Origin of the sequence: Sulfuricaulis sp., assembly GCF_024653915.1 — a bacterium.
Classification (GTDB): domain Bacteria; phylum Pseudomonadota; class Gammaproteobacteria; order Acidiferrobacterales; family Sulfurifustaceae; genus Sulfuricaulis.
In genome coordinates this window covers 1-26,202 of sequence record NZ_JANLGY010000011.1, presented here as the reverse complement: position 1 = coordinate 26,202, position 26,202 = coordinate 1, and the positions used below count along the sequence as shown (strand labels likewise).

At 61.6% G+C, this 26,202-nt stretch carries 23 protein-coding genes; 14 read left to right on the top strand and 9 right to left on the bottom strand.

What is annotated here, in order from left to right:
• Positions 1-59 precede the first annotated feature (59 nt).
• Positions 60-764 carry a Crp/Fnr family transcriptional regulator gene (locus NUV55_RS05530; RefSeq protein ID WP_296671086.1) on the top strand — a complete coding sequence of 235 codons (705 nt, stop codon included), beginning with the start codon at positions 60-62 and terminating at the stop codon, positions 762-764.
• A gap of 108 nt (positions 765-872) precedes the next feature.
• Here NUV55_RS05530 and moaA read toward each other — a convergent pair whose 3' ends face one another.
• The 7 genes from moaA to NUV55_RS05495 all read right to left on the bottom strand — a co-directional run bounded on the left by moaA (position 873) and on the right by NUV55_RS05495 (position 9,011).
• Complete coding sequence (gene moaA / locus NUV55_RS05525) at positions 873-1,862, bottom strand: GTP 3',8-cyclase MoaA (RefSeq protein WP_296671084.1); 990 nt, start codon at positions 1,860-1,862, stop codon at positions 873-875.
• Positions 1,849-2,652 carry a molecular chaperone TorD family protein gene (locus NUV55_RS05520; protein ID WP_296671083.1) on the bottom strand — a complete coding sequence of 268 codons (804 nt, stop codon included), beginning with the start codon at positions 2,650-2,652 and terminating at the stop codon, positions 1,849-1,851. The genes moaA and NUV55_RS05520 overlap by 14 nt, the downstream gene beginning before the upstream one ends.
• A gap of 25 nt (positions 2,653-2,677) precedes the next feature.
• Positions 2,678-3,454 carry an ethylbenzene dehydrogenase-related protein gene (locus NUV55_RS05515; RefSeq protein WP_296671082.1) on the bottom strand — a complete coding sequence of 259 codons (777 nt, stop codon included), beginning with the start codon at positions 3,452-3,454 and terminating at the stop codon, positions 2,678-2,680.
• A 13-nt stretch (positions 3,455-3,467) separates the two neighbouring features.
• Entirely contained in the window at positions 3,468-4,520 is a 1,053-nt protein-coding gene (locus tag NUV55_RS05510) for a 4Fe-4S dicluster domain-containing protein (RefSeq protein WP_296671080.1), read from the bottom strand.
• A 22-nt stretch (positions 4,521-4,542) separates the two neighbouring features.
• Positions 4,543-7,266 (bottom strand): molybdopterin-dependent oxidoreductase, encoded by a 2,724-nt coding sequence (locus NUV55_RS05505; RefSeq protein WP_296671078.1) that lies wholly within the window; start codon positions 7,264-7,266, stop codon positions 4,543-4,545.
• Between the two features lie 214 nt (positions 7,267-7,480).
• Positions 7,481-8,149 (bottom strand): PAS and helix-turn-helix domain-containing protein, encoded by a 669-nt coding sequence (locus tag NUV55_RS05500; RefSeq protein ID WP_296671076.1) that lies wholly within the window; start codon positions 8,147-8,149, stop codon positions 7,481-7,483.
• An 85-nt stretch (positions 8,150-8,234) separates the two neighbouring features.
• Complete coding sequence (locus NUV55_RS05495; RefSeq protein WP_296671075.1) at positions 8,235-9,011, bottom strand: Crp/Fnr family transcriptional regulator; 777 nt, start codon at positions 9,009-9,011, stop codon at positions 8,235-8,237.
• 188 nt (positions 9,012-9,199) lie between these two features.
• Here NUV55_RS05495 and NUV55_RS05490 point away from each other — a divergent pair, with 188 nt between their 5' ends.
• From NUV55_RS05490 to NUV55_RS05445, 10 genes are all read left to right on the top strand, one after another.
• Positions 9,200-12,685: a molybdopterin-dependent oxidoreductase gene (locus NUV55_RS05490; RefSeq protein WP_296671073.1), complete on the top strand. Its 3,486-nt coding sequence runs from the start codon at positions 9,200-9,202 to the stop codon at positions 12,683-12,685.
• Between the two features lie 111 nt (positions 12,686-12,796).
• Positions 12,797-13,924 carry a 4Fe-4S dicluster domain-containing protein gene (locus NUV55_RS05485; RefSeq protein WP_296671072.1) on the top strand — a complete coding sequence of 376 codons (1,128 nt, stop codon included), beginning with the start codon at positions 12,797-12,799 and terminating at the stop codon, positions 13,922-13,924.
• Positions 13,925-13,940: 16 nt separating this feature from the next.
• A complete protein-coding gene (locus NUV55_RS05480) occupies positions 13,941-14,774 on the top strand; it encodes an ethylbenzene dehydrogenase-related protein (protein WP_296671070.1) in 834 nt (277 codons plus the stop codon).
• Positions 14,775-14,796: 22 nt separating this feature from the next.
• Entirely contained in the window at positions 14,797-15,543 is a 747-nt protein-coding gene (locus NUV55_RS05475; RefSeq protein ID WP_296671069.1) for a molecular chaperone TorD family protein, read from the top strand.
• Between the two features lie 127 nt (positions 15,544-15,670).
• Positions 15,671-16,210 carry a molybdenum cofactor biosynthesis protein B gene (gene moaB / locus NUV55_RS05470; RefSeq protein ID WP_296671067.1) on the top strand — a complete coding sequence of 180 codons (540 nt, stop codon included), beginning with the start codon at positions 15,671-15,673 and terminating at the stop codon, positions 16,208-16,210.
• A 122-nt stretch (positions 16,211-16,332) separates the two neighbouring features.
• A complete protein-coding gene (gene moaC, locus NUV55_RS05465) occupies positions 16,333-16,806 on the top strand; it encodes a cyclic pyranopterin monophosphate synthase MoaC (protein ID WP_296671065.1) in 474 nt (157 codons plus the stop codon).
• Between the two features lie 67 nt (positions 16,807-16,873).
• On the top strand, positions 16,874-17,071 hold the full coding sequence (locus NUV55_RS05460) for a DUF2892 domain-containing protein (protein WP_296671064.1): 198 nt from the start codon (positions 16,874-16,876) through the stop codon (positions 17,069-17,071).
• A 132-nt stretch (positions 17,072-17,203) separates the two neighbouring features.
• Positions 17,204-20,728 carry an FAD-dependent oxidoreductase gene (locus NUV55_RS05455; RefSeq protein ID WP_296671063.1) on the top strand — a complete coding sequence of 1,175 codons (3,525 nt, stop codon included), beginning with the start codon at positions 17,204-17,206 and terminating at the stop codon, positions 20,726-20,728.
• 74 nt (positions 20,729-20,802) lie between these two features.
• Positions 20,803-21,258, top strand: a complete 456-nt coding sequence (locus NUV55_RS05450) for a glycine zipper 2TM domain-containing protein (RefSeq protein ID WP_296671061.1) — start codon at positions 20,803-20,805, stop codon at positions 21,256-21,258.
• A gap of 184 nt (positions 21,259-21,442) precedes the next feature.
• Entirely contained in the window at positions 21,443-21,682 is a 240-nt protein-coding gene (locus NUV55_RS05445; RefSeq protein ID WP_296671059.1) for an addiction module protein, read from the top strand.
• A 54-nt stretch (positions 21,683-21,736) separates the two neighbouring features.
• Here the strand turns inward: NUV55_RS05445 and NUV55_RS05440 are convergent, their stop codons facing one another.
• Both NUV55_RS05440 and NUV55_RS05435 read right to left on the bottom strand, forming a co-directional pair.
• Positions 21,737-22,324: a chemotaxis protein CheB gene (locus NUV55_RS05440; RefSeq protein WP_296671057.1), complete on the bottom strand. Its 588-nt coding sequence runs from the start codon at positions 22,322-22,324 to the stop codon at positions 21,737-21,739.
• A gap of 743 nt (positions 22,325-23,067) precedes the next feature.
• Positions 23,068-24,225, bottom strand: coding sequence for a patatin-like phospholipase family protein (locus tag NUV55_RS05435; protein WP_296671055.1), 1,158 nt, complete (start codon positions 24,223-24,225; stop codon positions 23,068-23,070).
• A gap of 118 nt (positions 24,226-24,343) precedes the next feature.
• Between NUV55_RS05435 and NUV55_RS05430 the strand changes: the two genes are divergently transcribed.
• The 3 genes from NUV55_RS05430 (at position 24,344) to hflD (ending at position 26,083) form a co-directional block, all read left to right on the top strand.
• Positions 24,344-24,784: a VOC family protein gene (locus NUV55_RS05430; protein ID WP_296671054.1), complete on the top strand. Its 441-nt coding sequence runs from the start codon at positions 24,344-24,346 to the stop codon at positions 24,782-24,784.
• A gap of 261 nt (positions 24,785-25,045) precedes the next feature.
• Entirely contained in the window at positions 25,046-25,306 is a 261-nt protein-coding gene (locus NUV55_RS05425; protein WP_296671053.1) for a metal-sulfur cluster assembly factor, read from the top strand.
• 111 nt (positions 25,307-25,417) lie between these two features.
• Positions 25,418-26,083, top strand: coding sequence for a high frequency lysogenization protein HflD (gene hflD, locus NUV55_RS05420; protein ID WP_296671051.1), 666 nt, complete (start codon positions 25,418-25,420; stop codon positions 26,081-26,083).
• Positions 26,084-26,202: the final 119 nt, after the last annotated feature.

The following is a 26,202-nucleotide window of genomic DNA, read 5'->3' as shown; positions in this document are numbered from 1 at the left end:
CACGCCGGCAAGGGCATTGACCTTGGTCAACCGGGCCTCACTGAGGTTATGATTGCACCATGAACCGACCGTCCGATATCGCGCACGACCTGCGCCGCGCCTACCTGTTCGCGGACATGTCGGAGCCGCATCTGCAATCGCTCGTCAACGGCATGCAGGATATCCATCTAGATGCCGGGAAGACGTTGTTCCGGCAAGGGCAGGCGGCGGAGCGGTTTTATTTTTTGCGTGAAGGACTGGTCAAGCTCTTCCGCATGTCGCCGGAGGGCGATGAAAAAATCATCGAGATCATGCGGCCGGGCGAGACCTTTGCCGAGGCGGTCATGTTCATGGGCAATCAGGGACGCTATCCGGTCAATGCCGAGGCCATTAACGAAAGCCGGGTTTATGCCTTCGAGCAAAAGGTTTTCCTCAATCTCCTGCGCGAATCGAACGAAGCCACCTTCGGCCTGCTGGGCTCCATGAGCCGCCGGCTGCACATGCTGGTGAACCAGATCGAAAGCCTCACGTTGCAAAACGCCACTTACCGCCTGGTGGCGTACCTGCTCGAGCAGATTCCACGCGACGTCAAGACCTCGCCGGAAGTGCAACTCACGACACCCAAGGGTGTCATTGCTTCGCGACTCGCAATCCAGCCCGAAACGCTGTCGCGCATCCTCGCCAAACTGCGCCAGGGTGGCTTGATCGAAGTGCACGGCAATCACATCACCATCCGCGACGTGCAGGCCCTGCGCAATCTCGTGCACCTGCCGCCGGAGGAATGAGGCGGTGAATCGTGATTCGTAAACCGTGAACCGTAAATCGGAAGACGAATCACGACTTACGGATCACGATTCACGAGCGGTGCGCGAGACGCACCCTGCTGCTGTCGCTCATCCGCCAAGCGCGGACATCGGAATGGCGACAATCTCTCCACCCGTTTTCTGAAAGTCATGCCGCTCGGGTTTGTTCATCACCGCGGCACGAATCATCGTCTTCAGCGTTTCGTCTGAACATCCGCCGCGCAGCGCCTCGCGGAGAGAAACCCGATCATTGTGTCCCAGGCAGAGCACGAGCTCACCGGAGGCGGTCAGCCGCACGCGGTTGCAGCCCGCGCAGAAATGGCGCGACACCGCGGAGATCACGCCCACCCTCACCGGGCCGGAACCGATCTGATAATACCGCGCCGGACCCGCGCCCCGGCCGCCCTTCGCCGGAACGAGCTCGGCGCCGGCGTGCCGGCGCAGGCGCTCAAGAATCAGCGCGGCCGGATAATGATGGGCCATGCCGTCGGCGGCTTGCGGTCCCACGGGCATGGTTTCGATGTAGCGCAGGTCCACGCCGTGTGCGACCGCGAACTCGAGCATCGTCTCGATTTCCTGGTCGTTGATTCCCCTCATCACCACCATGTTGAGTTTCACCGGCGCCATGCCGGCATCGAGCGCCGCCTCAATCCCGCGCAACACCGCGCGCAGGTCGCCGCCGCAGGCGATGCGCGCGAAGACCTTGGGGTCGAGCGAATCGAGCGAGATATTGACGCGCGTCACGCCCGCCTGTTTGAGCGCGTGCGCGTGGCGCGCGAGCAACTGCCCGTTGGTAGAGAGTGACAGGTCAACGATGTCGGGCAGGCGGCCGATCATGGCGGCGAGCCCGGCGAGATCGCGACGCACCAGCGGCTCGCCGCCCGTCAGCCGCACGCGGTGCACGCCCAGCTCCGCGAACAGGCGTATCAGTCGGGCCAGTTCTTCGCTGGTGAGGAGATCGGCGGCAGCGGCGAAGCGCACGCCGGTCCGCGGCATGCAGTAGAAACAACGGTAGTTGCAGCGGTCGGTGACGGATACCCGCAGGTAGTCGATACACCGGCCGAAACTATCGATCAACATGGCCCGCGTCCGGCTCAGCGCCGGGCGGTGCGGTGTCGTCTTGCGCCACGATCGGGATCGTCTCGCGCGTCGGTGGCGCGGGCGGTTCCGCTATTCCCATGTCCTTGAGATAACCCTGCACCAGCGCGAGATCCTTCTGGAAGAAATCATGCGCCGCCTCCGCCAACAGCGCGAAAGCACTGGCGGGGCGTGCCGCTTTCAGCGCCTGCACGAAGCGCGGCATCCAGCGGCAAAGGTGGCGGCTCAGGAAATCGCGCTGCGCCAGCACGTAGCCTTGCAACAGCGCGCCGTCGTCCACCTCGCGCGCCTGCGCCTCCTTGAAGGCGAGGAAGTGCATGAACTCCAGCTCGGCGGCGATGTGATCCGGCAGCTCGCGCTTGCCTTCCTCCGTGCTCATGCGCAGGCCGAAATGCTTGTAGAAGCCCGCCAGATGGAGCAGGATCTTGGCCTTCGGCACGCCGTCGCGGTAAGAACCTTCGTACGGCGGGCAGGGCGGCTGCGGGGCCCCCGCATCGAAGGTTGTGATGTAGAGCGACTCATAGTCCTCGAAGGCGCATCCTGCGAGCGCCCGCGACAGACCGTCGGCAAGCGCCTGCCATTCGGCTTCGCTTAAGCGTGCATGCGCAAGCTCCGCCAACGCCTCGCGCAGTTCCGCCGCATAGGCTCCGTCCCGCAACCGCTCGAAGAAGGCGACGGTGGGATAGCGAAACGGCTCAGCCAGCAGGCGGTAGGCGCGGCTGCGGGTGTCCGGATCGGCGACCGCCGCCTTTGCGTGCTCGCTCATGTCCATGATATTGCCTCCGCGTGGCGGGGTGTCACTGAATCGCCAACGTGCCCCAGCCGGAGATGGCCTTGCGCCCGTTGCGATCCAGGGCCGAACCGTTCCAGTTGGCGAACGCCGCGCGGTAACTTGCGCCGCGGGCGAGTGTTACCTGGTTGACCGAGGCTCCGGTCAAAGGGCGACTCACGATCACTGTCCACCGGCCGCTGCCCCAGCTCTGGTAGTGGATCAGGTTCTGCGCATCCGGGCTCGGCTGCGGCGTGCCGATGCCGCCGGCGACGATGTTCTGCGGTTGCGACAGGTCCGCGCGCCAGAAGACGATGTTCACCGGCCCGCTCTGCGTGCCCATGGCAAGATTGGTGCCGCTCGAGCCGCTGTACGGAATCTCCATGGCGAAGGCATCGGCGAACTTCGGCGTGTCGCTCACCGTGGAATCCGCCGTGCTGTCGCTCCACTCGTAGCGGAAGAAGATGTCGCTGCCGTTGTGCACCGCCTTGACCGTGACCGCGCGGTTGATGGCGCTGCCCAGCATCATGCACATGGTGTCGTTGGTATCGGCGTTGCTGACATAATCGATGTAGCGCACCAGCGTCACCGTCGCCGCCGACGCCGCGCCCCACGAAGAATCGGAGGGGCTAAGTCCGTTGGCGCCGGGCACATAGGCGGCGGTAACCGTCGTGCCACCGCCCCCTCCTCTGCCCCCACCGCCGGGCCCAGCCGCCTGAGTCGCCGGCGACAAGCACAACATCACCGCCAGGACGATCACGGCGCATTCCCTGGAGAAATCCCGCAACCTTCTCGCTGTCATCATGGCCTCCTCCCCCTCAAAGCTGGACGCGATCGGTCTCGGATACAGAGACCAGGATGTCAATCAGTTCCGAGCTGCTGCCGGCTTTCACCTTGGCGCGCTCGGTCTCAATGATGTCGAAAATCTCCTCGATGCGCGCCACGCGCTCGGCGTGGGTCTGTTGGGCGTTGTCGCCGAACAGCTTGGCGAGCGTGTCGGTCGGAATGCGCCGCGTGTTCGTGACCGGCCCGCCCGGCGAGGCGAAGGTCGGCGGTGAGAGCGGTGGAATATAGAAAGTGTTGGGCTCGGTGCCGAACTCCGGGTGCAGACGCAGCCCCACCCGCCACACCTCCACCAGCTTGTAGACGTTGCTCGCCGTATTCTGGGCGTAGCCCACCCAGCGGATGCGCCCGGCGCACTGCGTCACGCAGAAGTTGCCTTGGCCCTGCTCGATGCGCGGATAGCAGAAAATGCACTTCTGCGACTTCTTCTCCTCCGGGTTCCAGTAGATTTTCTTGTACGGGCAGCCCTTGAGGCAGTAGCGGTAGCCGCGGCAGCGGCTCTGGTCGATGAGGACGATGCCGTCTTCCTCGCGCTTGTACACCGCGCCGCGCGGGCAGGCCGCGACGCACGCGGGGTTGCTGCAATGGTTGCAGATGCGCGGCAGGTAAAAGTAATGCGCGTCGCTGGGGCTCGTGCCCGCGCCGATGTCCTCCTGCCAGTTGCTCGCATAGGCATTCGAGCCGTCGGGCGAGGGGATCGGGATCACCTGACCCGCGGTGGCGCTGCCGCCGCCGGCCTTGAGGACGGCGTCGAAGTTATACTCCCAGGCCGCGCCGTAGCTGGCGACAATTTCCGGCAGCGGCGCGCTCAGGATCACATTGCCGTTGGCGTCGAAGCCTCCGCCCAGGGTTTCCCACTTGCGCGGGTAACCCTCGCCCGGATGGGTCTCGACGTTGTTCCAGTACATGTACATCTGGCCTTCGTTACGGTCGGTCCACATGGTCTTGCAGGCCATGGTGCAGGTGTGGCATCCGAGGCACTTGTTCAGATCGAACACCATCCGGACCTGTTTTTGTATCGTCGCCATCGCTTATCCTCCTCGCGCCGCGTCAGCCGATGAACTTGCGGATCTCGACCCGGGTGTCCTTCTGGTTGCCGGTCGGACCCCAATAGTTGAGCTTGAATTTGAGCTGGCCGTAGCCGCCGACAAGCTGGGTCGGCTTGATGCGGATCGTCGTCGGCGTCTGCCAACCGCCCTGCTGGAAGAAGTAACGCTCCCAGCCGTGGTACATCTGGGCCATGCCGTCGGGCAGGCGCGGCGAGATGTTGAGGTGGGCGACGAAACTGCCGTTCTTGTTGTACACCTCGACCTTGTCGTTATCCACGAGCCCGCGCCGGGCCGCCTCGCCGGGGCTTAAATACACGATCGGCCGTCCGCGCTGCAAGCGCAACTGGAACTTGGCGTCGCGCCAGGTGGAGTGGATGCTCCAGCGCCCGTGCGGCGTGTTCCAGCGCAGCGGGTAGGCATCGACATCCACCGGCGGCTTGTACACCGGCAACTGCTCGCCCATCTCCAGGAACCAGTCGTGGTCCACGTAGAACTGCTGGCGCCCGGTGAGGGTATTGAGCGGTCGCTTGTGCTCGGTCATGCGCTGGAAACCGTAGTAGGCGACCCCGGGTTTGATGTCGCTGGTCCAGACCTCGCTGGTCTGGGTGAAGCGGTGCGGCTGGGTATTGATCTGGTCCATGGTAACGCCGGCGGTTTCCTCGGCATGGTCGAGCAGGTACTGGCAGGCGGCCTTGTCGTCACGGATCGCGTTGTTGATGGTGAAGTCGGCGACCAGGCGCGAGAAATCGCGCTGCATGCCGAACTTCGCGTCGTAGTAGCTGTAGCGCGTGTCCTGCAGGGCCTGGGCGAGCGCGATCCAGATCTGCCAGTCGGTCTTGCTCTCGTGCAGCGGCGGGATCGCCGGCGTGAACGGGTGGATGTAGCTGTGCAGGTCGGTCGAATTGAGGTCCCACTTCTCGTAGAAGCTCGCCGCCGGCAGCACCACGTCGGCGTGGAACGCCGAGGTGTCCATGCGAAAGTTGACGTCGACGATGAGATCGAGCTTGGGCAGCAGCGTGTTGACGACCTTCTCGTAGCCCTTGGACTGGTTCACGTAGTTGGCGCCCCAGATGATCAGCACCTTGGGGGTCTTGCCGGTGGTGAGCGTGCCCTCCGGGTAGAGCGGCATCCAGCCGTTGTTCACGCTCTCCGTGATGTACTGCGACAACGGCCGCGGCAGTACGCTGTCCACGTCCGAGACGGTATCGGCGTGGACGTAGGTCCACAGCGTCATGTTCTGGAAGCGTTGTTTGGCGGTGGTGAGCGGGTAGGCGAGATTGATGAAGCCGTGCTCGGGCCAGATCTTCTCCTGGCCGACGTAGTGGTCGAAGCCGCCGCCGGGTTTGCCGACGTTGCCGGTCAGCGCCACCAACAGGATCTGCACGCGGTTATTCAGGTCGTTGTGGAAATAATGATTGGTGCCGGCGCCCTCGATGATGCGCCCCGGCTTGGTGCCGGCGAACTCGCGCGCGATCTGGGCGATGAGCCCGGCGTCGATGCCGGTGACGCCCGCCATGGCGGAAGGCGAGTAGCTCGCGAGCTTCGCCTTCAACATTGCGAACACCGTCGTTACCTGTTTGCTGCCGGCCCGTGTCGTGACGTTCCACGTACCCTCGAGCGCGGGATCGATCGATCCGAGGTTGAGGGTCTTATTGCTGTCGCCCCAGGTGCCGGGCACCAGCACCGCCTTGTTGGTCGCCGTGTTCCAGACGTAGAACTTGTCGGTGCTGCCACCCGAGACCACGTCGGCCTCGCGCAGGAACTTGTTGTTGTCGGTGCGCACCAGGAACGGGAAATCGGTGAACTGCTTGCAGTAGGCGGCGTCGTAGCGGCCCTCGTTCACGATCACGTTGGCCATGGCCATCCCGAGCGCGGCGTCGGTGCCGGGCTTGACCGGCACGAACAGGTCGGAGTGGGTCGAGACCGGGTTGTATTCCGGGAAGATCGCCACGATCTTCGTGCCACGCGCGCGCGCCTCGGTCATGAAGTGCGCGTCCGGGATGCGGGTCTCGAGCAGGTTCGCGCCCCACAGGATCAGGTACTTCGAGTTTACCCAGTCGGCGGCCTCGCAGGAGTCGGTCTGTTCGCCCCAGGTGATCGGCTCGCCGGGCGGCAGGTCGCAGTACCAGTCGTAGAAGCTGCACATCACGCCACCGATCAGGTTGGCCAGCCGCGCCCCGCCGGCGAAGGTGACGAAATGCTTGGCCGGAATGGCGGAGTAGAAAGTGATCGTGTCCGGACCATAAGTCTGGATGTTGGCGGTGATCCGCGAGGCGATGTAGCTCAGGGCCTCATCCCAGCTCGCGCGGCGCCACTTGCCCTCGCCGCGCGCGCCGGTGCGGATCAGCGGATATTTCAGGCGCTGCGGGCCGTAGACGTACTCGAGGTAGTTCGCGCCCTTCTGGCACCCGCGCGGGTTATAGGTGGGCAGCGTGGCGTTGATCGGCGGATAGTCGGCGTACTGCTCTTCCTTGAAGGCGATGCCGTCCTTGACGTATATCTTCCAGGTGCACGAACCGGTGCAGTTCACCGAGTGCGTGGAGCGCGCGACGTAGTCGTAACTGTACTGGTCGCGGTAGAGCGTCTCCCAGCCGCGGTAGGGATAAGCCCCCAGGGGATCGGCCACCGGCGCGAGCAGATCGAGCGCCAGAACATCCTTGGCGGCGACCGCCGCGAGCGTCGCGCCCGCTGTCTTCAAGAAGTCACGTCGGGACCATTTGGCCATCGTTATCCTCCTGTCATTCGGTGGTTACGAAAAGCGGCCGTCGTCTTATGCGGCGGCGGCGCTCTCGCGGAATACTCCGATTCGGCTTTGGCGGAGCGCCCTTTGGAGGAATAGTGACCGAGCGATATCCAGAAGAGAATGACCCGAATGAACCATTTTTATGGCCAATCCGGACTGGTGCGACACTATGCTGCGGGGGCGGCGGACGGCGGGCTCAGAGCAAACAATGACGGAAGGCGAAGCTGATGGCTTCAGCTCGGGTGCGGACGCCGAGGTGCGAATAGATATTACGGATATGGTTACGCACGGTGAGGGCACTGATATGCAGTTGCTGCGCGATCGCGTGCGCGCCGTGGCCCTGAGCGAGCAGCCGCAAGATCTCGCGCTCGCGCCGGGTCAAGCGCGGCAGATCATCCGGCGCAGCGGCGCTCCCATGATGCGCCGCGCCGCGCAGGCGGTTGACGATCGCATACAAATTGACCGGGCGCAACACGAAAACATGCGTCACGGGATTCCACGACCGCGGGGCGGAAAGGATGCCGACATTGACCCACACCGGTACGCCGCCGGCCTGGGGCATGGCGATGTCGAAGTTTTCGACCGGCTCACGCCGCGCCAAGCGACCGCTGACGAGGCACGAACCGCCGCACAAGCGCTGGCCATCGAGCGTGTGTCCGCAGATCACCTCGCGACAGAACCGCCCGTGGATCTGTTCCGGCGCGCGCTGGCACAAGCGCGCGAAGGCGTCGTTGCTCCATTGTATGCGCTGCTCAGCGTCCACCGCACAGGCTGCATCGGCGACGCCGGCGAAGAGCTCACGCCATTGCTCGGCCGGCTTGATCGGCGGTACCGCTTCCCGACCGTAATTTATCGGCTCAGCCACGGCGGCCTCCCCTTTGGGTTTCCGCTAATCATACATATACATTCTGAGCACACCCCTCCGGACATCGATTCCTCGGCCGAAGAAATCAACCCGTTCCAGTCTTGCAGTCATAGGCGCTCACGCCGCTTTCCGCCGGTGCCGCACCGTCGTGCCATGTGACCGCGGCGCAAGGTGGCGTGCCTTCGGCCAGCGCCTTCAGCCTGGCCGTATCCAAGACATGAATCCGTCCACGCGAGGCGCGGATGATGCCGGCGCGCTGGAATCCCGTCATCGCGCGGCTCACCGTCTCGACGGTCAGCCCGAGCATCTCGGAAATCTCCTTGCGCGTGAGCGGCAATGCAAAATCGCCGGCGAGACCGTGTTGCAGCGGCATCAATGAAAGAATGAACGAGGCCATGCGTTCCGTGGACGACTTGAGCCCCAGGTCCCGGATCAGCGCGCGGGAACGCTCCAGCTCGCCGTTCAGCATGCGGATCATGCGCAGCGAAACGCCGGGATCTTTCTCCAGGATCTGCATCATGTCCCGGTGGCGCACAGCGCAGACGTTCGCCTCTGTCAATGCGCACGCGCTATAAGGATAGGAACTTTCGTCGAGGGACTCGAAACCGAACATCTGCCCGGGAAGGGCGAGACGCAGAATCTGCTCTCTTCCATCCGCCAGCGCCGTGGTCAGTTTCACGCAACCGGACTTAAGAATAAACAGCCGATCGGCGGGCGCGCGCTCACGAAACAGCATCGTGCGCGCGGGATAAGATACGGAGGCGATCAGTCCGCGGACGCGACAGACCTGGTTCGACGCGAGACCGTTGAACAACCGTCCTTCGCACAGGACGCAGTCATCGCGATTGCATACGCACGCCATCGTTGTTCCCAACCAATCGAGACAATACCGTTTACCGGGCCGAGGCGAGGATCGGTCACCCGCCGCGAAGCCACCTTGATGTAAGTCAAATTTGATATTTCGCAAAGACAAGTCTCGACGTATCGAATGTAATGCGCCGTGAAAATTCGACACCGTGCGAATCCCATGCAACGATCGGAGGCAGCCTCATGAGCGGATCAAAAGACTATTCATCCTCGCGGCGCCGGTTTCTGAAAATGGCGGGTGCCGCCGGCTTCGGCGCGCTGGCGGCGCCGGCGGAGTTGTTCGCGCAGTATCGTTATCTCGCGCCGGTGTCGGTGGAAAATCCATTGAAGCACTACCCGTCACGCGAGTGGGAACGCATCTACCGCGATATCTTCCGTACCGACAAGAGCTTCGTGTTCCTGTGCTGCCCGAACGATACGCATAATTGTCTGCTCAACGCCCACGTCAAAAACGATGTCGTGGTGCGCATCGAACCGACTTACGGCTATGGCAAGGCCAGGGATCTCTACGGTAATCAGGCCACGAACCGCTGGGATCCGCGCTGCTGCCAGAAAGGCTTGGTGCTGGCGCGGCGTTTCTACGGCGACCGGCGCGTCAACGGCGCCTTCCTGCGCAAGGGTTTCAAGGAGTGGGTGGACCGGGGATTCCCGCGCGATCCGGTGACGGGCGCCGCGCCCGCTGCATTGATGCGTCGGGGCTGGGACTCCTGGGAGCGCGTAGCGCACGAGGATGCCTTCCGCTATCACGCGGCCGCGCTCGCCAACATCGCCAAGACTTACTCGGGCGAGACCGGCAGGAAATACCTGCTGGCCCAGGGCTACGACCCTGACATGGTGGCGGCGGCCGAGGGTGCTGGCACGCGCGTCATGAAATTTCGCGGCGGCATGGCGTTTCAAGGCACGGCGCGCATCGTCGGCGCTTTCCGTTTCGCCAACAGCATGGCCTTGCTCGATGCCAAAGTGCGCGATGTGAAGGATGATCAGGCCAAGGGCGCGGGCGCCTGGGATTCCTACACCTTCCATACCGATCTCCCACCCGGCCATCCCATGGTGACCGGCGATCAGACCAACGACTTCGAGCTGTGCGATACCGAGAACGCCAAGGTCATCATTGCCTGGGGCATGAACTGGATCACCACCAAGATGCCCGATTCGCACTGGCTCACCGAAGCGCGCCTGAAAGGCGCCAAGACCGTGGCCGTGACCGTGGAATATTCCGCGACGGCCGCGCGTTGTGATGACGTGATTGTCATCCGCCCTGGCACCGACCCGGCGTTCGCGCTCGGGCTGGCGCAGGTGATGATCAAGGAAAATCTCTATAACGCCGACTTCGTCAAACGCCTTACCGATCTGCCCTCGCTCGTGCGTCTCGATACGCTGGAGCGGCTCAAGGCGCACGACGTGTTCGCCGGTCACCAGGACGCCGAGCTTGCGAACTGGACCACGGTGGTACAGGGCAAGACTCCGCCCATGCTCGAACAAAAAGGCATTCAGGTACCGGAGCACCTTAAAAAAGAATTAGCCGACTTCGTGGTATGGGACGAAAAAAAAGGCAAGCCTGCCGCCGTCAGTCACGATCAGTTGGGGGAGCATTTCGCCAAGCTCAAGGTCAATCCCGCACTCACCGGTACGTTCAAGGTAAAGCTGGTCGATGGCACGGAGGTCACGTGCCGCCCGGTGTTTGATCTCACCAAACAGTATCTCGACGACAACATGACCCCGGCGCAGGTGGAGAAAATTTCATGGGCGCCGCAGCAGGCCACCATCGGCCTCGCGCGCACCATCGCGGAGAGCGAGGGTCACACGCTCATCGCCTGCGGCATGGGACCGAACCAGTTTTTCAACAACGACAACAAGGACCGCGCCATCTTTCTGGTGCTGGCGCTGGCCGGCTCGCTCGGACGTCACGGAGGTAACATCGGCTCCTACGCCGGCAATTACAAAATTTCATTATTCGCCGGCATTCCGCGGTACGCGATGGAAGACCCCTTTCACCTGCAACTCGATCCCGAAGGGCCGGTGAAAGTAAAAAAATACATTCGCTACGAGTCCATGCACTACTGGGCCAATGGCGAGCGCGTGATGAAAGCCGGCAACAAAAAAATCACCCAGGGCGCGCACATGCCCACACCCACCAAGAGCATCTGGCAGGTCAATTCCAACTCGAGCCTCGGCAACCAGAAGGGTCACTTCGACGTGGTCAACAACACGCTGCCGCGGGTGGAGTGCGTGGTGTACAACGAATGGTGGTGGACGGCCTCCTGCGAGTACAGCGACATCGTCTACGGTGTGGATTCCTGGATGGAGTTCAAGCATCCGGACATGACCGGCTCCAACTCCAATCCCTTCGTGCAGGTCTACCCGCGCACGCCGGTGGCGCGCGCCTTCAACACCGTCTCTGACAACGAGACCTACCTCGGTGTGTCCCGCGAACTGGCGAAACTCGTGGATGAGCCGCGCCTGGCACAGATGTGGCAATTCGTGGCCGACAAGCGCGTGGACGTGTACTTGCAACGCATCATCGACGGCTCGCCGTCGCTCAAGGGTTATCACTTCGACAATCTGGAGGCCAACGCCAAACTCGGCATACCGGCGCTTATGAATAGCCGCACCTATCCGCGCGTCGGCTCCTGGGAGCAAGTGCAGGAATCAAAGCCGTGGTACACCAAAACCGGGCGGCTTGAGTTCTATCGGCCGGAGATCGAGTTTGTCGAAGCTGGCGAGAACTTGGTGGTTCACCGCGAGCCCTCGGAAGCCACCTTCTACGATCCCTGCGCCATCGCAGCGGCGCCGCACCCGGCGATCCGGCCCATGCGGCCCAAGGACTGGGGCATCGCCGAAGGCGACCGCACGCACATCACGCGCCAGATGCGCAACACCACCTACGACGTCGCGGCACTGATGAAAACCAAACATCCGCTCGCGGAGCTGGGCTTCCGTCATGTGTTTCACACGCCCAAGTATCGCCACGGCGCGCACACCATGCCTATCGACACCGACTACATGGCCGCGCTGTTCGGGCCTTTCGGTGACATGTACCGGCGCGACAAACGCATGCCGGGCACGGGCGAGATGTATGTCGACATCAATCCACTAGACGCGAAGTCCATGGGCATCAACGACGGCGACTACGTCTGGATCGATGGCGACCCGAAAGACCTGCCCTTCCGCGGCTGGAATGATCCCAAGCGCAAAGCCGAATACAAAGTGGCGCGCTGCATGGCGCGGGCCCGCTACTACCCCGGCACGCCCGCCGGCATCACCCGCATGTGGTTCAACGGCTACATGGCCACGCCGGGCACAGTGAAGGCGCATGAAACCCGTCCCGATGGCATCGCCAAAAACGCGGAGACGCGTTACCAGGCGTTGTTCCGCTACGGCGGCCATCAGGCGCTCACGCGCTCCTGGCTCAAGCCCACGCATCAGACCGCGGGGCTCATCACGCGCAACCTGTTCACGCATGAACTGGTGAAAGGTTTCCAGCCCGACGTGCACTGCGTCACCGGAGCGCCGCGCGAATCCTTTGTGAAATTCACCAAGGCCGAAGATGGCGGGATTGGCAACAAGGGTCTGTGGCGACCGGTCGCGCTCGGTTTCCGGCCCACGGTCGAGAATGCCATGTTCAAGAATTATCTGGGCGGCGGCTTCGTGCGGATTCGCAATATATAAATACTCACCGCAAAGGCACAAAGCAGACGAAAAGATTCTCAAGAATGAACACGCGTTTCTTTGCGCTCTTCGCGTCTTTGCGGTGAAACGATCTTATTCAGGAGACTGACAATGGCGAAAGTTTACAACTGGCAGATCGGCCGGGAGATGGAGTATCCCTACGAGGGCGCGCGCCCGAAGAAGCAGTTCGCGATGGTGATGGACCTGAACAAGTGCATCGCCTGCCAGACCTGCACCGTGGCGTGCAAGACCACCTGGACGCCGGGGCGCGGGCAGGAATACATGTTCTGGAACAACGTCGAATCCAAACCGTACGGCTTCTATCCGCTCGGCTGGGACGTGAAGATCCTGGAAAAACTCGGCGTGCAGGACGTCAACGGCAAGGTCTATCACGGCAAGACCTTGTTCGAAGCCGCGCCCGAGGGCGAGCACGTGCTCGGTTTCCTGCCCGACGACATGGATTACGCCCACCCGAACATCGGCGAGGACGACTCCCTCGGCAACATGGAACAGGGCGCCTTTCTCACCCTGCCGCACATGCAGTGGATGTATTACCTGCCGCGCATCTGCAACCACTGCACCTATCCGGCCTGCCTCGGTTCCTGCCCGCGCCAGTCCATTTACAAGCGTCCCGAAGACGGCATTGTGCTCATCGACCAGACGCGCTGCCGCGGCTATCGCGAGTGCGTCAAGGGCTGTCCGTACAAAAAAACCTTCTTCAATCCGATGACGCGCGTCTCGGAAAAATGCGTCGGCTGTTATCCGGCGGTGGAACAGGGCCGGCAAACTCAATGCACCATCACCTGCATCGGCAAGATCCGTATGCAGGGATTCATCTCCACGCCCGACCGGGCGCGTGCCGATAGTCCGATCGACTACATCGTGCACATCGCAAAGATCGGCAAACCGCTGTACCCGCAGTTCGGGCTTGAGCCCAATGTGTACTACATCCCGCCGGTGCACGTGCCGCCGGCGTTTCTGGGGCAGATGTTCGGCAACGGGGTGAGCGAGGCCATCGCCACCTACCGCAAGGCATCCGGGGACAAAAAACTCCTGGGCGCACTGATGCTGTTCGGCGCTACGCCCCAAATCATTCATCACTACAAGGTCGAGGGCAACACCAGCATCGGTTACGACGAGAAGGGCCAGGAACTCGCGCGCGTGCCCATGAAGGAACCGATCCAGATACGCGCGGCCTACGACGAGAAACTCAAGGTTCATCGCAGCAATACAACCTGATGCACAGGAGCCGGAGATGAAACTGTCAAATGCAATTCTGTTGGGCGCGGGTCTGATACTGGCCGCCACGGCGTCGGCCGAAACGGCGCTGCACGCCAAATGGGTCGTGGACCCGGGCGCCATGAATGACCCGCGCGCCGCGTATTGGGGAAACATCGAGGCCGCGGGCGTACCGATGCTGGGTCAGATGGTGGCCACGCCGCGCCATCTCGATCCGGCGGTGAAGGAGCTCCAGGTCAAGGCCGCGCACAACGGCCACCGCATCGCCTTTCTCATCGAATGGGCCGATCCCGCCCGGAGCGACCGCATCGTGGTGGACGAATACGGCGACCAGGTGGCCGTGGAGCTTCCCAACCAGTTCATTCCGGACAAGCCGCCCTCCCCCATGATGGGACACCAGGGCGCGCGTGTGACGATTCTGCAATGGCGCGCCGCTTTCCAGAAAGACCTTGAAGCCGGCGAGCCGCAGATACGCGACCTCTATCCCCATGCGCTCGTGGACATCTACCCCGATCAGGTGCTGCGCGCCACCGATGCGCGACCGTACATGGGCGCGGTCGGCCTGGACAACCCGATCTCACACCCCAACCGCACGCCGGTGCTGGATCAGATGGCCGAGGGCTGGGGCACGATGACAGTCAAGCTTGAGCAGCGCGCTGAGGCCAAAGGGCTGTGGCAGGACGGGCGCTGGCGCGTGGTGATTTCTTATCCGTTCAGCGGCGGCGACAACGACCCGAAACTCGCCGTGGGCATGGAAACCGTCGCGGCCTTCGCGGTATGGGAAGGCGGCGCGCGCGAGGTCGGTTCCCGCAAGGCCTGGTCCAACTGGGTGCCGCTGAAGATCGAGTAGGTAACAAATCTCACAAATACATATGAAAAAAAGACAGCAAGCGGAAGAACAGGCGCAGAAACTGCTCGCACGCGCGGCGGTGTTCCGGCTGCTCGCGCGCGGGTTTGCCTATCCGGCCGAGGGTCATGGGCACGAAATGCAACGGGACTTCGCGCGCCTGTACGAAGCGGACCGCTATACCCGCTTCACCCCCCCTGTTGCGCTCGCGCTCACGCGCGCGCAACAGGGGTGGCGCCACGCCGACGGGAACGAGACGTCACGGGAATACATGCGCCTGTTTCTCGGCTCGGGGCCGGTGTCACTGCACGAGACGGCTTATGGCGACGGCCGACGCATCGCCGGGCGGCCCGTGGAGCTCGCCGACATCAATGGGTTTTACGCGGCCTTCGGCTTGACACTTTCCGAAAGCGACCCGGATCTGCCGGATCATCTGTGCACGGAGCTTGAATTTTACAGCCTCCTGCTGGTGAAGGAATCATATGCGTTGACGCGGGGCTGGCTGTCCCGGGCACGCCTGGCGCGCGAAGCCGCCAAAACTTTTCTCGAACAGCACCTGGGCCGGTGGACCGAACCGCTGAGAGCCAGCCTGCAAGAACACAACGGCGGTCTCTATCTCGACCTGGCCAACGCCGTGGCGGCCACGGTCGAAGCGGAGTGCAAACGCCTGCGCGTCCAGCCGCTGCCCTTCATCGAGCGCCTGCCGCCTGACGTGATGCAGGACGAGTCCTTTGTCTGCCCCCGCGCCAACCCCCAGACGGCGTCGCATTGAGCCGAGCCACCGACGGATTTCGGCGCCAGTCACCGGCGCCGCGGATGCATTCCCCGCGACGGCGTGAGACTGTATATTTATGGTCGCATCCCATCATGGATGCCTATCGGCAGGCGGGTAAACAAAAATGAGCAAAAAAGCAAAAGGCCCCTTCGTTTCGTTGAACGTCGCCGTGCTCACGGTGTCGGACACGCGCACGCGTGAGAACGACACCTCCGGCGATCTCATCCAGGCACGGCTTGAGACCGCGGGACACAAGGTCGCCGCGCGCGTGATTCTCAAGGACGACATCGAGGCGCTGCGCACGCAGGTGCGCGCGTGGATCGCGGATAAAAACGTGGACGCCGTCATCGGCACCGGCGGCACCGGCCTGACCAGACGCGACATCACCGTGGAAGCGCTCACGCCGCTGCTCACCAAGCACATCCCCGGCTTCGGCGAGCTGTTCCGCTGGCTGTCCTACACCGACATCGGGACCTCGACCATCGAGTCGCGCGCCTTCGCCGGTGTCGCCGACGACACGCTGATCTTCTGCCTGCCGGGCTCCACCGGCGCCTGCACGCTCGGCATGGACAAGATCATCCTGCCGCAGCTGAACGCCACCACCGGACCCTGCAACCTGGCCGAGATGCTGCCGCGCATCCGCCATGATCCGGCGCCCAGGTAAGGAAGAGAGATTTATATGATCATTTGTCGCAAAGCCGCAAAGGCGCAAAGAAAAGATCAGGCGAAAAAAACCCGAGAAATCTTTGCGTCTTTGCGTCTTTGCGGCAAAAACTCATATTAACCATGAGCAAGCTGACCCATATCAACGAATCCGGCTCGGCCCGCATGGTGGACGTGGGCGGCAAGGACGTTACCGAGCGTGCGGCCGTCGCGGAAGGGCTGATCCGCATGCAGCCGGAAACGTTTAGGCTCATTGTCGAAGGCGCACACAAAAAAGGCGATGTGCTGGCAGTCGCGCGCGTGGCCGGCATCATGGCGGCGAAAAAAACCGCTGAACTCATTCCGCTCTGTCATGCCATTCCCCTCACCGCTGTTGACATCGAGCTGACTGCCGATGCCAATCGCTCTGCGGTATTTTGTCGCGCCACGGTACGCACCCGGGCGCAGACAGGCGTCGAGATGGAAGCGCTGACCGCTGTCGAAATCGCTTTGCTCACCATTTATGACATGTGCAAGGCCGTGGATCGCGGCATGACACTGACGGACATCGGGCTGGTGTCCAAATCCGGTGGAAAATCGGGCGAGTGGCGACGTTGAAATGAGGCCTGTCCTGCCCCACGTTATATAATGGCTGGAACATTTCCCCTGATCAAAAGGAGGTTTTATGCAATGCAATGTCGGTCATCCTGTCGATAAGACTCTGCGCATCGTCATAGGTATTGGACTCCTCAGCCTGCTCTACTTCTTGGAGGGCGACCTGCGCTGGCTTGGGCTGATCGGAATTATTCCCATTCTGACTGTGGTCTTTGGTTGGTGCCCGGGTTGGGCGCTGTTGGGCATCAATACCTGCAAGACAAAATAGCGCGCAGCGCGTCAATGAAACACCGGCTCCATGTTGCCGGTCGCTGCGTCTCGTCCCATGCATTCGTCGGCGCCACGACATACAATACGGTCTCGCCGAACCATCTCCTGATCGGATTTAACCGAATTTTTCATGTCCCGACCTGAATCGCCGCCGGCCCTGGTGCTGAATCACGGCCTCACCTTCACCGAGCTTTTCACGCCGGAAGGTCTGCAACGAATCGACAGCCTGTTCCTGAGCCACCTGCGTGAGCACGACGCCAAGGTGCACGATGCCCTGCTCACCTGGAGATCGGGACAAGAAAGTCTTGCGCCACTTCAAGTCAGCGAAGTGCTGCTCGCCTGCGGGCCGGTGCTGGATGATTTCATCGCCAACCTCTTCAATATCCGGGATGCGCTGGAGGCGGTGCGGATCCGCACGCTGACGCACGATCCCATATTTCATTTCAAGAAATTCTTCGTGCAGCGGCGCGCGCGCCGGCGTCTGCTGAAAAAAGAGGAATTCGAGAATTTCGCCGAACTGGACTCTTGGCTGACCCAATCACTCAAGCAGGCGGGTCTTGATGCGGCCGACCGCGAGCTGGCGGTAGCGAAATACGGCGAACAGTTGCTCAAGGACGAAAAGGTACACGCCGACCCGATTGAAAAACTCACGCGCTGGTGCCTGCGCGCGCTCACCGTGCCCGAGGGCAAGGCCGCGGTCAAAGGCTGGGTCAGCTTTCGCCTGCCGGAGGGTATTGATCACCAGAAACTGGTGCCGATCTTTCCCATTAACGACAGCATCGGACGCGTGGCGGGGCCGCCGCAACACCTGCGTACGCGCGACGGCTTCAAGCTCACCGACCCGCGCATGAACGCGCGCGAGGTACAGAATGAAATCCATTACTGCATCTACTGTCACGACCACGACGGCGATTTCTGCTCCAAGGGCTTTCCGGAAAAGAAGGGTGAGCCGGACAAGGGCCTGAAGGTCAATCCGCTGGGTGTGACACTCACCGGCTGCCCGCTGGATGAAAAGATTTCCGAGATGCACAGCCTGAAAAAATCGGGCCACACCATCGGCGCGCTCGCCATGATCACGGTCGACAACCCGATGTGCGCCGCCACCGGGCATCGCATCTGCAACGACTGCATGAAGGCCTGCATCTACCAGAAGCAGGAGCCGGTGAATATCCCGCAGGCCGAGACGCGCATCCTGACCGACGTGCTCGACCTGCCCTGGGGCGTGGAGATCTACGACCTGCTGATTCGCTGGAACCCGCTGCGCCCCCAACAGTGGCTGCCAAAACCCTATAACAGCCTCAAGGTACTGGTATTCGGCATGGGCCCGGCGGGCTTCACGCTGGCGCATCACATGCTCATGGAAGGCTTCGCCGTGGTCGGCGCGGAGGGTCTGAAAATCGAACCGCTGCCCGACAAGCTGGTGCGCGAACCGATCCGCGAATTCACCACCCTCGAGGAATCCCTCGACACCCGTATCATGACGGGCTTCGGCGGCGTGGCCGAATACGGTATCACCAACCGCTGGGACAAGAATTTTCTCAAGCTCATTTACCTGTCGTTAGCGCGCCGTCAACATTTCCAGGTGTTCGGTGGCATCCGCTTCGGCGGCACGCTGACCGTCGAGGACGCCTGGGATCTGGGATTCGATCACATCGCCATCTGCATCGGCGCCGGCCTGCCGCAGGCCTTGCCCGTTCCCGGCAGCCTCGCGCCCGGCATGCGTCAGGCGAATGATTTTCTCATGGCGCTGCAACTGACCGGCGCGGCGAAACATTCCAGTCTGGCCAATCTTCAGGTACGACTGCCGGCGATCGTGATAGGCGGCGGACTGACCGGCGTGGACACCGCCACCGAGATCCAGGCCTATTACATCGTGCAGATTGAAAAGATGCTTGAACGCTACGAAACACTGGTCAAGGCCAAAAACGAAGCAGTCGTACGCGCCGGGCTCGATGCCGCTTCCTTGAAGATCCTCGATGAATTTCTTACTCACGGGCGCACGGTCCGTGTGGAGCGTGAACGCGCCCGCCAAGCCGGCGTCGAACCGGATTTTTTAAAACTTATCCGCCAGTGGGGCGGCGTCACCATCGCCTACCGCAAGGGCATGAACCAGTCGCCGGCTTACATCCGCAACCACGAGGAAATCACCAAGGCGTTTGAGGAAGGCATCTATTACGCCGAGGGTCTCGACCCGAAAGAGGCGCGCGTGGACAAGGATGGTCAAGTCGATGCGCTGGTGGCCAAGCGGCTGCGGCCGGACGAAAACGGCAAATGGATGGACACCGGCGAGGAAGTGATCATTCCGACGCGCGCCATTCTGGTCGCCACCGGTGCGCGCCCGAACGTGGCCTACGAATTCGAGCACAAGGGAAGTTTTCACAAGGAGCGTGGTCACTACCAGACGCACCATGACGTGGGCGGCAAGCTCGAACCGATACCGGTGGCGCCGCACTGCAAGATCGGCGACTTCGGGCCATTCACTTCCTACAGCCTGAATGACCGCCGTATCAGTTTTCTCGGCGACACGCACCCGGTGTTTCACGGCAGCGTGGTCAAGGCTGTCGCCTCCGGGCTGCGCACCTATCCCAAGATCGTGGCAGCGCTCGGCGCGCGCGTAAATCAAAAAGGCGACGCCAGGGAGTATCATCAATTCCGGATGCGCATCGAGGAAGCACTGGCGGCGCGCGTGGAATCGGTCAAACGCTTAACGCCTTCGGTAGTGGAACTCAAAGTGCGCGCGCCGATGGCGGCGAAACGCTTCAAGGCCGGGCAGTTCTTCCGCTTGCAGAATTTCGAAACGCAATCAGCGCTGGTGGACGGCACGCGCCTGCAAACCGAGGCGCTGGCCATGACCGGCGCGCGCGTGGACCCGGCCACGGGAATTGTTTCGCTCATGGTGATCGAACGCGGCGCGAGTTCGCGCCTGGTGGCGGGGCTCAAACCGGGCGAGCCGGTGGCGCTCATGGGCCCGACCGGCGTGCGCGCGGCCATCCCGCATGGTGGTGAAACCATTCTCTTCATCGGCGGCCGGCATGGTGCGGCGCATGTCCAATCCACCGGCGTGGCCTTGCGCGAAAACGGCAATCGCGTCCTGTTCGCCGGTTGTTTCGACACGGCGCAGGATGTGTTCTGTCAGGATGAAATCGAGGCCGCGGCGAACGCGGTGCTGTGGATCACCGCCAGCGGCACGCCGGTCAAACCGCGACGGCCACAAGATCGCAGCGTTACGGCACCCGTGCTCGATGGCATCAGCCAATACGCTGGCGGCAAGCTGGGCGATATACCCATCCGGCTACAGGACGTCACTCGCGTACTGGTGGTCGGCAGTAACCGGCTGGTGCGCCTGATCCGCGACGGCCGGCGTGGAGATCTGGCGCTGTACCTGGCGAAAAATCAGATGACCACGGCTTCGATTTCCACGCCGATGCAATGCTGCCTTAAGGGCGTGTGCTCACAATGCTTGCAATGGCAGCTGGACCCCGCCACCGGCAAGCGCACCAAGGCGGTTTTCAGCTGCTCGTGGCAGGACCAACCGCTCGACATCGTGGACCTCGACAACCTCGACGAGCGCCTGTCCCAGAACCGGGTACAGGAGCATTTGACCGATCAGTGGCTGGATTACCTGCTTCAGCGTCATAATGTCGCCCGGGTTTAGGCCGGAACTTGTCAACCCGGCGGTGTCTCTAACGTTTATCTTTCATTCCCGTTTCATCTGATCTGGAGGTTTTCATGCGTAACCTGTTTCTCATTGGTGTCACTACTGCCCTGCTGCTTGCAGGTTGTGCCGGCGGTCTCGGCGGCGGCGATTACGAACGCATGCAGACGCGCGGAGTCCAGGAAGTGCAGATGGGCGTGGTGGAATCCGTGCGCGAAGTGAAAATCGAAGGCACTAAATCCGGCGTCGGCACCACGGCCGGCGCCGTGGTCGGCGGTGTCGCCGGCAGTACTATCGGGCACGGCAAAGGCTCAGTCGTTGGATCCGTCCTGGGCGCGGTCGCCGGTGGCGTCGCCGGCTCGGCGGTGGAAGAAGGTACCACCAAGCAGAAAGGCGTTGAAATTACGGTCAAGCTCGACGGCGGCCGTATGCTGGCGATAACCCAGGCGGCCGACGAAAAAGAAACGTTCAAGGCCGGTGAACGCGTGCGGATCCTGTCGGGTAGTGGCGTCACGAGAGTGACACATTAATCAGCTGTCACCCCGGCGAAAGCCGGGGTCCAGGTAGTGAATGATCAAAAGCCGCCGAAAGGCGGCTTTTGACTTCTGACCGCCTTTCCGTTTACGGAAGAGGGGTTCATGCCGGCTTGCTATGCTTGTTAGTTATATTCAACCGGGCATATGATGTTTGGATACAGGCATATCCGGAGGAACCATGGGTACCGAAGCATTGAAAAAAGTTCGTTCCGAAGCACTGATGCTGTCCGAGACAGACCGGGCCGAACTGGCCCATGCGCTGGTAACCAGCCTGGATGCCCCCGCCGACGCGGATGCCACGGAGGCGTGGGACAAGGAAATCCGGCGCCGCCTCGCCGAGATTGATGCCGGCACCGCGAAACTCATCGACCGGGACGAATTCCGGCGCCGCATGCGGGAACGGCTCGGTAGTCGCTAGTGCGCCGGGTATAGAAAAGGGTACTGACCCCTTTTCTTCCGCCTCACTGATCAGTTAGTTGGCGCGCGCGATTCGCACGATCTGTGCGGCGATGTCTTCTGGGTCCAGGATGAAGTCGATGCAGCCACTTGCGATGGCGCTGGCAGGCATATCCGGCTGTACGGCTGTGTCGAGCTTCTGCGCAATCGTCGTGCCTCCCACTTCCTTTATTCCGCACAGGGCGGCTGCTCCATCCCCGTCATAGCCGGAGACAATGACCGCAATGAGCTTTCCGTCCCAGTCCTGTGTTAGGGACCGCAGGAAGACCGTTATCACGTCGGGCCATCCCCTGGGCTTCGATATTGGCTCTAGACGGAACTCTCCATTGAGGACGTGCAGGTCCCGCTGTTCCGGGATGATGAACACGCGGTCCGGCTGAATGAGTAGCTGCTCCGTAATCAGTTCGACGGGCATCGCCGTGAAGTTAGGCAGAATCTTGTGTAGCTGGGTCGCAACCGTTCTTACATGGTTGACGATGACAATGGCAACGCCCATATCTACTGGCAGATGCCGTAGTAACCGGATGTATGCGTCCAACCCACCGGCCGAGCCGCCCACACACACCACAGGGAAGGCTTTCTCAGGAATGTTGACACTTTTCAAGGTGCCCTCCGCAATTGTCGTGTTTGGACATCCGGATGCTACTCGGCAGCCTACTGCAATGCTTCGGCCGGGCCTAACGTAATTTAGACGTCACATACTGACGTATAACCTGGCCCCGTGACGTCTAACCTGGCAGGGTCAGAAGACCATAAGTAGCTTGCCAACAAGCATTTAGGTCATAAACCAGCATGGCGATGCAGTATTAACCGATCCGACAAACCCTGCAAGGCAAGCAGAGTGAAACTCAGGCAGGAGAAGGTGTTGCTCAAGCCCCGTAGCGCGCGCCGAGCACCGCAGCCCCACCGGGAGTAGTTAAGCGAGACCGTGTTCGAGCCCGGAGCGCGTATTTCGCGCCCGGCGAGTTGGTCGAGCGCCCGGTGGGGCGAGGGTGAGGCGGAGGTTTCGTGGAAGTCCGGTGGACTTCCACGCCGTCGAACGGGTGCGCCGTGGATCGGCGCACCCCGGGTACGAAGGGTTTTCGCGCGCTCCGGGGGGAGTGGTTTTGGTGACTTTTGCCGAAACACAATTTTATCGGGAACAAAATTGGGCGCACTTCAGTGCGCCCGCAGGGCCGAAGCCAGGGATGGCTTCGGTCAAAAGTCACCCAGGGTGCGGGGCGGAGCAACCCGCAATTATGCTTTTGAGTCGCGCGCAAAGCGCGCGAACCATTCAAAACCTGGATTCCGGCTTTCGCCGGAATGACGGAAAGGTTGGGTCCCCGCTTCCGCGGGGACGACAGCAAATCATGCCGCCGGCATGTCGAGGAACCGCAGGATCTCCTCCTTGCGGTGCATCGCATCCTTGTATCCCAGGTCGATCAGCTCGCGGCAAAAGGGTTTTTCGAACAACAAGTAACTCACCAGATTCGATCCATGGCGGTTGAAGGCGCCCAAGCCGCGCAACAGAAACCGTATCGCGCGCGGCAGGTGATGCGCGTGACGCGCGGCGATTTTTTCCAGGTCCTCGCTCGGCGCAATTACCAGCACATCCACCTTGCGCAACGTCAATCCTCCCTCGCGCATCTGTTCGGCGGAAATCAGGCTGATAGTTTTGTTGATGCGCTGCAAGCGCTCAAGATCGGCTTCAAGACTGTCGAGAAAAATACTGTTCAGGACATGGCCGGCAATCTGTGCCAGCGAAGGGTAGTCGTCGGTCTCCGCGCGCGCGGCCCGGGGTGGGGCTTCACTGCGCACACCCACCACCAGCACGCGGTCCGCGCCCAGGTGCAGGGCGGGACTGATGGGCGCAATCTGGCGCATGGAACCATCGCCGAAATATTCGCGGTTTATTTTCTCCGCGGAAAAAACCAGGGGAATCGCCGAGGATGCCATGAGGTGATCGATGGTGATGTTCGCCGCGCTGCCGACACGTCGTGCGCGTCGCCATGTCGTCAGCGAAGACACGCCCTGATAGAAAGTCACGGATTGCCCCGAACCATAACCCGACGCCGTGACGCTCAGCGCATGCAGCGCACCGGCGTCAATCGACTCCTGGATTTTTTTGCAAGGCATGGTTTGTTTCAGCAGGCTCCGCAACGGCGCGCGATCGAGCAACGCGTGCGGGTTTTGCCTTCCCAGCCCGCCCAGCATCATGGCCGCCAGCCAGCGCAACCCGTTTCCCAGCACACCGAAGGCATCGGCGCGGAAAACCTGATGCACGGTAAAATTGCGCCACACGTAAGTAAGGCGCCGCACCCCTTCGTGGAAGCGGGTGGCGTAAATCGCCAGGGTGGTGGCATTGATGGCACCGGCAGAGCTGCCGCAAAGGATGGGAAATGGATTCGGGGTATCCCTCGGGAGCATCTCGGCAATGGCTTTCAACACGCCCACCTGATAGGCCGCGCGCGCGCCGCCACCGGCCAGTACCAGCCCTACCCTGGGTTTATCCTCCATATCGCTCATTTACCGCGGCTTCATGGGTCCCTGTTGACAATGACATGACGATTCCCGACGCTGAAACTTGCACTTTGTTTATGATTGGCGCGTCGCCTCATTATTATAGTCAACAAAGGATAAAACCATGGTTACCCTTGGGCATGTGGTTTTCTATGTGCGCGACCTCGAAAAATCCGTGGCGTTCTACCAAAACGTCGTGGGCCTTGAGATCGACGGGCGGATTTTCAGCGGACACGCCGCCATGCTCACCGGTGGATCTACACACCACGAGCTGTTGCTCATTGAGGTCGGCGCGGCGCCGGGGCCTCTGCAGGGAAAACGCATAGGGCTTTACCACGTGGGCTGGAAAGTCGGTGAAAGCCTCGATGACTTGCGCCAAGTCCGTGACCGCATCCGGGCGCACGGACATGACATCGAGGGCATGTCCGATCACACGGTGAGCCAGAGTCTGTACCTGCGCGATCCGGACGGTAATGAAATCGAACTGTTTGTGGACGACCCGGGTGTCGATTGGCGTCATGCGCAGGAATGGATGGAGGCGCCTGTCAAACCGCTGCGCCTGTGACCCGACACGGAATCAGATGAAATACCCTAAGAGTATCTGAAAAATGAGAACCAAAGACTTGAACCACGGGGAGCACGGGGAGCTAAAAGTACCAGAAAAGCAGGGTGGCTATTCTTGCCTTTACGTGTCTTTCCCCGTGTCCCCCGTGGTTTGAATTTATTATGTTATGGGGGCTAAGTTGATAACAGCTATCGGGTATGCGGTACAGCCGCAACACGATTTGATAGACTGTGTTTACTGTACCGAAAAGAGGTCATTGCGATGGGCACGCCAGTCACTGAAGCCATGGTTTACGAAGCGCTCAAGAAGGTCATGGACCCGGAGCTGAAACACGACATCGTCAAACTGGGCTTTATCCAGGAGATCGATATCGTCGACGACTATGTGCATCTCGAAATCCAGCTCACCACGCCCAATTGCCCCTTCGCCGAAAGCATCGTGGCGCAAATCAAGCGCGCCGTCGAAGGCGTGCCAGGCGTGAAGCGCGTCGAAGTCGAACGCGCCTGCATGAAGGAAGACTGAGCCCCGCTATCCCGTTTGCCTTCGCGCAGTGCCTCGCTGATTCCGTTTCTGGCTGTCTCCATCGCTTCCGCTTAGAATTGTCTTCCAACAAAAGTCCAGAATTGCACATCCATGAGCACAGCGTACACCGACCGTACACTGGCCCTGGCGGGCCTGTTCCAGGCCGCACGGCTGGCGCAACAGCTGGCGCGCGAGGGACGCGCTGAAACGGCCGTCCTGGCATCCAGTATTCAAAGCCTGCTGCTCATTGATGCCCCCAGTACCGAGGCCGTGTATGGCGGGACTCAGGGCGTGAAACCCGGCCTGGAGCTGTTGCGCAGCAAGCTCAGCGGCAATACCGATGCCAACGATGTCGAGATCGCACGCTACGTCATCGCCATGATCCAGCTTGAAGGTCAACTGCGGCGGCATCCGGAAATGCAGGATGCCATCCGTCGCGGGATGGAAGCCATAAGCGAACAGATGAAGTTTTTCGAAGCATCGGAGAATGGCGAAACAGTGCACCCACGTCTGGTGGAAAAACTGGCGGAACTCTACGCCCAAACCATCAGCACGCTCACCCCGCGCATCATGGTCAACGGCGAACACGGCCATCTGAGCAATCCGGCGATCGCGGCCAAGGTGCGCGCGACCCTGTTCGCCGGCATCCGTTCAGCGCTTCTGTGGCATCAGCTCGGCGGCAGCCGCTGGCATTTGTTGTTCAGCCGGAAAAAGATCGCCGGCGAAGCGGCGAGTATTCTGGAAGAAAAAACGAATAGACAGGATTTACAGGATTAACAGGGCGAAGCGGAGTAGTTGCCGATGTACTTAACGTACATCGGCGCCGCTGAGCGCCCGCACAGGGATGTGCGGGCCGGGGTTTATCGGGGTTTCTGTCGCGACGCCAGGGAGGGCGT

What these genes read in the sequence shown, in the direction of transcription:
- moaA (WP_296671084.1), bottom strand. Translation starts at nt 1,862, where the DNA reads ATGTTGATCGATAGTTTCGGCCGGTGTATCGACTACCTGCGGGTATCC.
- NUV55_RS05455 (WP_296671063.1), top strand. Translation starts at nt 17,204, where the DNA reads ATGTCCCGACCTGAATCGCCGCCGGCCCTGGTGCTGAATCACGGCCTC.
- NUV55_RS05520 (WP_296671083.1), bottom strand. Translation starts at nt 2,652, where the DNA reads ATGGACATGAGCGAGCACGCAAAGGCGGCGGTCGCCGATCCGGACACC.
- NUV55_RS05495 (WP_296671075.1), bottom strand. Translation starts at nt 9,011, where the DNA reads ATGGCGTGCGTATGCAATCGCGATGACTGCGTCCTGTGCGAAGGACGG.
- NUV55_RS05425 (WP_296671053.1), top strand. Translation starts at nt 25,046, where the DNA reads ATGGGCACGCCAGTCACTGAAGCCATGGTTTACGAAGCGCTCAAGAAG.
- NUV55_RS05450 (WP_296671061.1), top strand. Translation starts at nt 20,803, where the DNA reads ATGCGTAACCTGTTTCTCATTGGTGTCACTACTGCCCTGCTGCTTGCA.
- NUV55_RS05460 (WP_296671064.1), top strand. Translation starts at nt 16,874, where the DNA reads ATGCAATGCAATGTCGGTCATCCTGTCGATAAGACTCTGCGCATCGTC.
- NUV55_RS05480 (WP_296671070.1), top strand. Translation starts at nt 13,941, where the DNA reads ATGAAACTGTCAAATGCAATTCTGTTGGGCGCGGGTCTGATACTGGCC.
- NUV55_RS05435 (WP_296671055.1), bottom strand. Translation starts at nt 24,225, where the DNA reads ATGAGCGATATGGAGGATAAACCCAGGGTAGGGCTGGTACTGGCCGGT.
- NUV55_RS05510 (WP_296671080.1), bottom strand. Translation starts at nt 4,520, where the DNA reads ATGGCGACGATACAAAAACAGGTCCGGATGGTGTTCGATCTGAACAAG.
- moaC (WP_296671065.1), top strand. Translation starts at nt 16,333, where the DNA reads ATGAGCAAGCTGACCCATATCAACGAATCCGGCTCGGCCCGCATGGTG.
- NUV55_RS05515 (WP_296671082.1), bottom strand. Translation starts at nt 3,454, where the DNA reads ATGATGACAGCGAGAAGGTTGCGGGATTTCTCCAGGGAATGCGCCGTG.
- NUV55_RS05490 (WP_296671073.1), top strand. Translation starts at nt 9,200, where the DNA reads ATGAGCGGATCAAAAGACTATTCATCCTCGCGGCGCCGGTTTCTGAAA.
- NUV55_RS05445 (WP_296671059.1), top strand. Translation starts at nt 21,443, where the DNA reads ATGGGTACCGAAGCATTGAAAAAAGTTCGTTCCGAAGCACTGATGCTG.
- NUV55_RS05485 (WP_296671072.1), top strand. Translation starts at nt 12,797, where the DNA reads ATGGCGAAAGTTTACAACTGGCAGATCGGCCGGGAGATGGAGTATCCC.
- moaB (WP_296671067.1), top strand. Translation starts at nt 15,671, where the DNA reads ATGAGCAAAAAAGCAAAAGGCCCCTTCGTTTCGTTGAACGTCGCCGTG.
- NUV55_RS05505 (WP_296671078.1), bottom strand. Translation starts at nt 7,266, where the DNA reads ATGGCCAAATGGTCCCGACGTGACTTCTTGAAGACAGCGGGCGCGACG.
- hflD (WP_296671051.1), top strand. Translation starts at nt 25,418, where the DNA reads ATGAGCACAGCGTACACCGACCGTACACTGGCCCTGGCGGGCCTGTTC.
- NUV55_RS05530 (WP_296671086.1), top strand. Translation starts at nt 60, where the DNA reads ATGAACCGACCGTCCGATATCGCGCACGACCTGCGCCGCGCCTACCTG.
- NUV55_RS05475 (WP_296671069.1), top strand. Translation starts at nt 14,797, where the DNA reads ATGAAAAAAAGACAGCAAGCGGAAGAACAGGCGCAGAAACTGCTCGCA.
- NUV55_RS05430 (WP_296671054.1), top strand. Translation starts at nt 24,344, where the DNA reads ATGGTTACCCTTGGGCATGTGGTTTTCTATGTGCGCGACCTCGAAAAA.